Raw genomic sequence first — 6,288 nt, forward strand, 5'->3', positions numbered from 1 at the left:
GCTATGTTGCAGGAAGGTTAATCGAGACGCTCGGCGCTGGGGTGGAGCCGGGGCAGGCGGAGTAAGTACGCGATGGGAATCGAATTCATCACGCCGGATGCGGACGAGCTGACGCCGCGCATCGCGGTGATCGGTGTCGGTGGGGCGGGCGGCAACGCGATCGCCAACATGATGCGGGCCGAGGTGCAGGGCGTGGATTTCCTCGTCGCCAACACCGACGCGCAGGCGCTCAAACAATCCAACGCGCCGCAGAAGATCCAGCTCGGGGCGAAGATCACCCAGGGGCTCGGCGCGGGTAGCCGGCCGGAGATCGGTCGCGCCGCCGCCGAGGAAACGATCGAGGAAATGTCGCGCCGACTCGAAGGCGCGCATATGTGCTTCATCGCCGCCGGGATGGGCGGCGGGACGGGCACCGGCGCCGCGCCGGTGATCGCCAAGGCCGCCCGCGACATGGGCATCCTGACGGTCGGCGTCGTCACCAAGCCGTTCGCGTTCGAGGGCAACCGCCGCGCCAAATCCGCCGACAGCGGGATCGAGGAGCTGCAGAAGTATGTCGATACGCTGATCGTCATCCCCAACCAGAATCTGTTCCTGATCGCCAACGCCAACACCACCTTCAAACAGGCCTTCGAAATGGCCGATGAGGTGCTCCAGCAGGGCGTGCGCGGGATCACCGACCTGATGGTCATGCCGGGCCTCATCAACCTCGACTTCGCCGACGTCCGCTCGGTGATGCAGGAGATGGGCAAGGCGATGATGGGCACCGGCGAGGCCGAGGGCGACGACCGCGCTTTGGTCGCCGCGCAGAAGGCGATCGCCAACCCGCTGCTCGACGGCGTGTCGATGCAGGGCGCCAAGGGCGTGATCATCTCGATCACCGGCGGCGAGGACATGCGCCTGCTCGAGGTCGACGAGGCCGCGAACCATATCCGCGAGCTGGTCGATCCCGAAGCCAACATCATCTGGGGATCGGCGTTCAACCCCGAGCTCGAAGGCAAGATCCGCGTCTCGGTCGTCGCGACCGGGATCGAGGCCGAAGCGCGCACCGAGGCCCCCGCGGCCGAGCCGGCGCGCGCCTTCACCTTCTCCGCGCCGCGTCGCAGCGAGCCGGCCGCCCCGGCTGCCGCGCCGAAGGAGGAGGCCGCCGCGGCCGAGCCTGCTGCGGTCGAGACCCCGGCGCCTGAGGCGAAGCCTGCGCCGACCGAGGCCGCCGCGCCGCCGGCCGAGCCCGCCGACGACGAACTGCTGCTCGGCGCCGAGACGATCGTGCCCGAGCCGGCGCCCGCCGCGACCCCGCCGGCCGCCGCGGAGCAGCCCAAGGTGTTCGACGACGAAGCGCCCGCGCAGGCGCCACGCCGCCGCTGGCTGTCGTCGGGCGCCGATGCCGAAGAGGAGGCCGCGCCGGCACCACGCGTCAAGCTCGGCGGCACCCTGTTCGAGCGGATGCAGAACGCCTCGCGCGGGGCGCAGCGCCCCGAGGACGGCGAGGGCAAGGATTCGCTCGATATCCCGCGGTTCCTGCATCGTCAGAACAACCAGTAAGCGCGCATTCGGGGAGCGCCGCCGGCGTTGGCCGCGCCGCTCCCCCGGATCGCCGTGTGTCGCTTCCGGTCGGTCGCGACCGGTGCTGGCGGGGCGTGGCTGCACTCGTTAAGGAGGGTGGCATTCCGCCTTTCGACAAGAGAATTTTCCTGACGCGATGAGTCGCCCGATTTCCTTCGCATTCCTGCTGCTGACATCGGTCGCCGCGACCGCGCCGGCGGCGGTTGCCGCCCAGCTCCAGATGGTCCAGCCGCTGCCCCCGCGCGGGGTGCTCTCCGACGCCGACAAACTGGCCGAGGCGATGCGCACTCTGGGTGCAAACCCGCGCGATCTCAATGCGTTGATCGAGGCTGGCGAGCTCTCGCTGACGCTCGGCGATCCCACCGCCGCCGCCACGTTGTTCAAGCGCGCCGACCAGATCGATCCGATGAACGGCCGGGTGAAGGCCGGGATGGCGCGCATCCTTGTCCAGCAGGAGCGGCCGGGCGAGGCGCTGCGCTATTTCGACCAGGCGGCGGGCTATGGGCTCGATCCGCGCACCTTCGCGGGGGATCGCGGGCTCGCCTATGATCTGATCGGCGAGCAGCAGCGCGCGCAGCGCGACTATCGCCTTGCGCTTCAGGCCGGGCCGCAGGACGAGGTGCAGCGCCGCTACGCGCTGTCGCTGGCGATTTCCGGGCGACAGGACGAAGCGCTCAAGCAGATCGAGCCCCTGGTGCGCAAAAGCGATCGCGGCGCGTGGCGCGCGCGCGCCTTCATCCTCGCGATGGGCGGAGACGTGGCGGGCGCGGAGAAGATCGCGAGCACGATGATGCCGCCGAGCATGGCGAGCGGGCTCGCCGGCTTCTTCCAGCAACTGCCGAAGCTTGCGCCGGTCGACAAGGCATTTGCGGTGCATTTCGGCGAAGTCCGCGCGAGCGCGGCGCGGCTCGCCGATGCGCGGATGACGCCGCCGCTGCCGCCGCTGCCGCCGGAAACCACCAGCGCGCCGGTGCGCGTCGCCGCCGCCCCGCCGCCCCCGCAGCCCTCCGCCGCCGAGCGCGAGCGCGACCGCCGCGAGCGTGAACGCGATCGTCGCCGCGGCAAGGTCGCGCCGGTCGTGCCGGTCGCCGCGCCGCCCGCGCAGGTGGCGAGCCAGCCCAATCTGCCCGAGCCGCCGCGCTATCCCGGCAGCGGTGTGGTGTTCGGCGCGCCGCAGGAAGTGTCGCAGAAGCTGCCGCCGCGCACCTATCCGCCGCAGCTCGCGCAGCGCGATGCCACGCCGCCGTCGCCGCGACAGGTCGCCAGCGCCGCGCCTCGCCCGGTCGAATCGTCGTCGCCGGCGATCCCGAGCGTGCCGCGCGCCGAGTCGATCGCACCGCCGCCCGCAGCCCCGGCGCCCGCGCCGGTGGAAACCGCCGCCGCGGCTGCGCCCGTGCCGCAGATCGTGACCCCGACCACCCCCGTTTCGCCCAAGGCGAGCGAGGATACGATCCTCGCGCGGATCATCGCGGGGATTTCGGTGCCGCAATCCGAGCTGCACGAGCGCCCGGCGCCCGTCACCGCGCCGCCGCCGCCCGCCGAATCTTCCGCGGTGCGCGTCGCGCCGCGCCGTGAGGTGGCGCAGACGCTGCCGCCGCGCGCTGTCGTCCGCACCCCGCCCAAACCGGCGCGCGAGGAGAGCGAGGCGACGCCGCCGGTCAAATCATCGTCGCGCGCCGCGCGCGGCAAGGCGGTGGACGAGGCCGCCGCGGAGGAGACCCGGGCCACGTCCGCAACCGGCCGCGCCCGGACCGCGGCCAAGAATCTCGCAATGGTCGATCTCGCGGAGGTCCGCGACAAGCCCGCAGGCGGCCGCAAGGCATCGGCCAAGGCCGACGAAGAGGCCGATCAGGCTGCCGACGCCGAGGCGAAGCCCGCGAAGAAGCAGACCGCCGCCGAGCGCAAGGCGGAAGCGGCCAAGAAGCTCGCCGCCGCCAAGAAGGCCGAGGAAGCCAAGCAGGCCGCCGAGGAGCGCAAGGCCGCCAAGGCGCAGCCGTCGCGGATCTGGGTGCAGGTCGCGGGCGGGGCTAATGAGAGCGATCTGCCCAAGGCCTGGGCCAAGGCGCAGGCCAAGAGCAGCACGCTCAACGGCAAGCACGCCTATACGACGCCGCTGCGCGCCACCAACCGCGTCGTCACCGGCCCGTTCAAGAGCGAGGCCGAAGCGCGCGCGATGGTCAACAAGCTGCGCAAGGAGGGGATCGAGGCGTTCACCTTCACCAGCACCGCCGGCCAGAAGATGACCAAGATCGAGGGCAAATGAGCCGCGCGCTCGCGCCCTGCGCGTCCGATCCGGCGCGCGGGCGCGGGCGGCTCCACGCGGAGGAGGGCGGCGCGACGCGCGGCCCGCGCGACGATTATCAGCGCGATCGCGATCGCATCATCCACTCGATCGCGTTCCGCCGGCTGCGCCACAAGACTCAGGTGTTCCTCGCCCCCGACGGCGATCACTTCCGCGTCCGGCTGACCCACAGCCTGGAAGTGGCGCAGATCGGGCGGACGATCGCGCGGTCGCTTGGCGTTAACGAGGATCTGACCGAGGCGATCTGTCTCGCGCACGATATCGGCCACCCGCCGTTCGGCCATGCCGGCGAGGATGCGCTCAAGGCGGCGACGCTCGCCGAGGGCGGATTCGATCATAACGGCCATACGCTGCGCACGCTGATGCGGATCGAGCGCTCCTATCCGCGGTTCGACGGGCTCAACCTGACGTGGGAGACGCTGGAGGGGCTCGCCAAGCACAATGGCCCGGTGCGGCATCCCGGCTGGGCGCTGGCCGAGGCGGATGCGGCGGCGGGGCTGGAACTCGGCACCTGGCCCAGCCTCGAGGCGCAGATCGCGGCGATCGCCGACGACATCGCCTATGACAATCACGATATCGACGACGGGCTGCGCGCCGGCCTGCTGAGCCCCGAGCAATTGCACGCGGTGCCGCTGGTCGCACGCGGCTGGGCGGCGGCGAAGACGCGCTTTCCCGATATCTCCGACCGGCGGCTGTCGCGCGAGCTGGTGCGGCAGCAGATTGGCGCGATGGTGCTCGATCTGATCGGCGAGACGCGGCGGCGGATCGCCGAATCGGGGGTGCGCGACGCGGCCGACGTGCGCGCCGCGGCGCGCGCGCTCGTCGCCTTCTCCGATGCGATGCGCGAGGAGGAGCGCGATCTGAAGCGCTTCATGTACGCCAATCTCTATCACCACCCGCGCCAGCTCGAGGCCGCGGCGGCGGCGCATCGCGTGGTGGCGGGGCTGTTCGCCGCGCTGCGCGCCGATCCGCTGCTGATGCCCGAAGAATGGCGCGCGGCGCTACCGGCCGAGGAGCCAGCGCTCAGCCGCCATATCGCCGATTATATCGCGGGGATGACCGATCGTTACGCGATCCGCGAATATGAACGCGTGGTCGGCCCGGCCGAGATGCCCGAGGGGTTTTAGAAATCTCCGTCATTCCCGCGAAGGCGGGAATCCATAAGCACAACCGTCTGCGATTCTATCGCCGGAGCCAGCCAGAATGGATTCCCGCCTTCGCGGGAATGACGGGGAAGGGGCTCAGTTCTTCAGCTTCCACCCGCGCCGCAGCGCGACGTAGCACAGCAGCCCGAGCGCGATATCGAGCGCGAGGATCACCACGCTGCCCACCAGCACCGGCGAATCGGCGGTGCCGAGGAAACCGTAGCGGAAGCCCGAGATGATGTAGAAGAACGGGTTCACATGGCTGAACGCGCGGAAGGCGGGCGCGAGATGGTCGACCGAATAGAAGGTGCCCGAGAGGAGCGAAAGCGGCGCGATGACGAAATTGGTCACCGCCGCGGCATGATCGAATTTCTCCGCCCAGATCGAGGTCAGCACCCCGAGGAAGGCGAGGAACGCCGCGCCGAGGAAGCCGAACCAGATCACCGCGACCGGATGCACCGGGGTGACATGGACGCCCGGATAGAGCGCCATCGCCGCCCAGCAGATCAGCCCAACGAGGAAGGCGCGGGTCATCGCCCCGCCGACCAGCGCCGTCAGCAGCTCCAGATTGGAGAGCGGCGGCTGGAGATAATCGACGATCGTGCCCTGGATCTTGCCGACCAGCAGCGAGAAGCTGGCATTGGCGAAGGCAGGGTTCATCATCCCCTGGCTGATGATCAGCCCGGGGGCGATGAAATCGGCGAAGGGGATGTCGATTCCGCCGACATGCACCGGGCGTTTCGCCCCCGTCGCGATCGTGAAAACGATCAGGAACAGCAAGGTGGTGGCGGCCGGCGCCCATACAGTCTGGAGGTGCACCTTGAAGAACCGGCGCACCTCCTTCACATAGAGGGTCTTCAGGCCGCCCCAATTGACGTTTCGGATCACCGGAACGCCCGGTGCGTTTCTGATCGCCGACGGATTATGGCCGATTGGGGGATGGCTGCTCATCACGCATGCGGGTAGACGCTGCGGCGAGCGGCTGCAACCCGGCCGCCAACGAGGGAAGATTATGTCGTGGACCGAGGAGCGTATCCAGACGCTCAAGACCATGTGGGAAGGCGGGCAGACCGCGAGCCAGATCGCCGAGGCGCTGGGCGGGGTCAGCCGTAATGCCGTGATCGGCAAGGCGCATCGCCTCGGGCTGCAGTCGCGCCCGTCGCCGGTCGTGCCGAAGGAGGCCGAGGCGAAGGCGCCGTCCGCGCCCGCCGCCGCCCCGGCGCCGCGTGCGCCGTCGCCGCCGGTCGCCGCTGCGCCCGCGCCGGTCGTGGCACCGCC

5 protein-coding genes are annotated in these 6,288 nt (G+C 70.4%); 4 read left to right on the plus strand and 1 reads right to left on the minus strand.

What is annotated here, in order from left to right:
* The first annotated feature begins 72 nt into the window (after positions 1-72).
* From ftsZ to NED98_RS21565, 3 genes are all read left to right on the plus strand, one after another.
* A complete protein-coding gene (gene ftsZ / locus NED98_RS21555; RefSeq protein ID WP_179510785.1) occupies positions 73-1,542 on the plus strand; it encodes a cell division protein FtsZ in 1,470 nt (489 codons plus the stop codon).
* 157 nt (positions 1,543-1,699) lie between these two features.
* Positions 1,700-3,826 carry an SPOR domain-containing protein gene (locus tag NED98_RS21560; protein WP_265314436.1) on the plus strand — a complete coding sequence of 709 codons (2,127 nt, stop codon included), beginning with the start codon at positions 1,700-1,702 and terminating at the stop codon, positions 3,824-3,826.
* Positions 3,823-4,992: a deoxyguanosinetriphosphate triphosphohydrolase gene (locus NED98_RS21565; RefSeq protein WP_265314437.1), complete on the plus strand. Its 1,170-nt coding sequence runs from the start codon at positions 3,823-3,825 to the stop codon at positions 4,990-4,992. The genes NED98_RS21560 and NED98_RS21565 overlap by 4 nt, the downstream gene beginning before the upstream one ends.
* A gap of 114 nt (positions 4,993-5,106) precedes the next feature.
* On the opposite strand, the gene NED98_RS21570 is transcribed toward NED98_RS21565, so the two are convergent.
* Positions 5,107-5,961, minus strand: a complete 855-nt coding sequence (locus NED98_RS21570; RefSeq protein WP_265269073.1) for an ABC transporter permease — start codon at positions 5,959-5,961, stop codon at positions 5,107-5,109.
* A gap of 61 nt (positions 5,962-6,022) precedes the next feature.
* Between NED98_RS21570 and NED98_RS21575 the strand changes: the two genes are divergently transcribed.
* Positions 6,023-6,288: GcrA family cell cycle regulator (locus NED98_RS21575; protein WP_265314439.1), on the plus strand; the 266-nt coding region annotated here is incomplete at its 3' end.

The sequence above is a fragment of the Sphingomonas lycopersici genome, assembly GCF_026130605.1.
In the GTDB taxonomy this organism is placed as follows: domain Bacteria; phylum Pseudomonadota; class Alphaproteobacteria; order Sphingomonadales; family Sphingomonadaceae; genus Sphingomonas; species Sphingomonas lycopersici.